Origin of the sequence: Vibrio sp. Vb1755, assembly GCF_033338635.1 — a bacterium.
Lineage (GTDB): Bacteria > Pseudomonadota > Gammaproteobacteria > Enterobacterales > Vibrionaceae > Vibrio > Vibrio alginolyticus.
In genome coordinates, this window is sequence record NZ_JAWOTA010000091.1 from 1 (window position 1) to 1,653 (window position 1,653).

Here is a 1,653-nt window from a genome sequence, read left to right on the forward strand (position 1 = left end):
TTCAACACTTCCTCAAATGGCACATAACCTGGTCGACATTCTGCCGCTCCTTTACGCTCCGCAAATAAAACGGTCATTCCTAGCGCTTGAGCCAGATTCGCCGTGGCTTGTCCCAATGCACCACTACCGACGACACCTAGTGTACTGCCGCCAACATCCCCGATGGAATGAGTAAAAAAGCAGAACTGCTTATTACGCTGCCATTCACCAGCCGCAATGTCTTGATGGTACCCAAACAAGTTTCGACGCAAAGCAAACAACATCGCGATCACATGCTCAGGCACAGATCGAGTGGCATAACCACGCACGTTCGCGACTGCAATGCCATGTTCAGCACAATAGTTCACGTCGACATTGTTAAACCCTGTCGCCGCAACGGCAATCATCTTGAGCTGAGGCAGCTGCGAAAGTACCGATTGATCCAGCACCACTTTATTGCTGATGACGATATCGGCATCAGCCAAGCGTTCAACCACGAACTCAGGCGGTGTCAGTGCATACTCCATCCAATGATGAGGAAACTCAGGGCGCGGGACTTGAATGTGATTGGGAATGGTGGCGCGGTCGAGAAAGACCACTTTAGGCAGTGACATAACGGCTCCTTGTTCACTGCCTAATGAAATCTATTTATGGGCGTGGCAGTGTTTTGTAATCAGGTAATTTACGCTCTGGATCGAAATAGTCAAAGATCATCTCTTCGGCTTCCGGGTAAAAGTCACACGGAACAAAAATACTGCGGAGCCAGTGACTTTTCGGGTGGTAGAAGCTCAGTTCAGAAGCGTGCAGTTCCAAACGCTCAGAGAAGGCTTTGGCTTCTTCGGTCGCGTAGAACTCATCACCAACAATAGGGTGACCCAACGCTTGCATGTGCACACGCAATTGATGTGAGCGGCCAGTAATAGGCAGTAAACGTACGATGGTCGTCTTTGTGCCGTCTTCGTGTTCTTCTCGCTTCGCGACTTGGAAGAGAGTTTTTGATGGCTTACCATCTTCAAAGCACACTTTTTGCAGCGGACGGTTTGGCCAGTCACAGATCAATGGCAGATCGATTTCGCCCTCTTCCTGCTCGACATGACCCCAAACGCGTGCGTAGTAAATTTTATGCGTTAAGCGGAACTGGAACTGCTTTTTCAACGCACTTTCTGCTCGCTTGTTTTTAGCCAGTACCATCAATCCCGACGTCGACATATCTAAGCGATGCACGACTTGGATATCTGGGTACTCTTCCTGTAAACGACTCCACATGCTGTCATGGTGCTCTGCAAGACGTCCCGGAACTGACAACAAACCAGACGGCTTATTCACAGCCAAGATATGGTCGTCCTCAAAAACGATGTCGATCCAAGGATCTGTCGGTGGGTTGTACTCAAGCATTGCCATGGGTGGGATCTCTAGAAAATAAAAACGCCGCGATTATAACGAGGGCTCAGTCAAAACGCATTTTAATTTCGCGACCAATGAAAACACCAAAACCAACAGGGTTAATCAAGTCAATAAATTCGAAAAATAAAATAAAAACTGATTTGTAAATATAGTTTGACAAGTACTGCGGGAGTGATATTTATAGAGTGGTTACCCAAATAACTTTATTCCGTTCGGAAAAGCACCCCATAACATTAAATAAGGTTTCACGCCGTTTGGATTCCCGCGAAC

2 protein-coding genes are annotated in these 1,653 nt (G+C 47.5%); both read right to left on the reverse strand.

Annotated features, from left to right (window positions below):
• Nucleotides 1-593, reverse strand: a 593-nt coding sequence (locus R7E00_RS22835) for an NAD(P)-dependent oxidoreductase (protein ID WP_318124514.1), incomplete at its 3' end; no start/stop codon positions are given.
• A gap of 34 nt (nt 594-627) precedes the next feature.
• Entirely contained in the window at nt 628-1,380 is a 753-nt protein-coding gene (rluA, locus tag R7E00_RS22840) for a bifunctional tRNA pseudouridine(32) synthase/23S rRNA pseudouridine(746) synthase RluA (RefSeq protein WP_005461846.1), read from the reverse strand.
• Nucleotides 1,381-1,653: the final 273 nt, after the last annotated feature.

What these genes read in the sequence shown, in the direction of transcription:
- rluA (WP_005461846.1), bottom strand. Translation starts at nt 1,380, where the DNA reads ATGGCAATGCTTGAGTACAACCCACCGACAGATCCTTGGATCGACATC.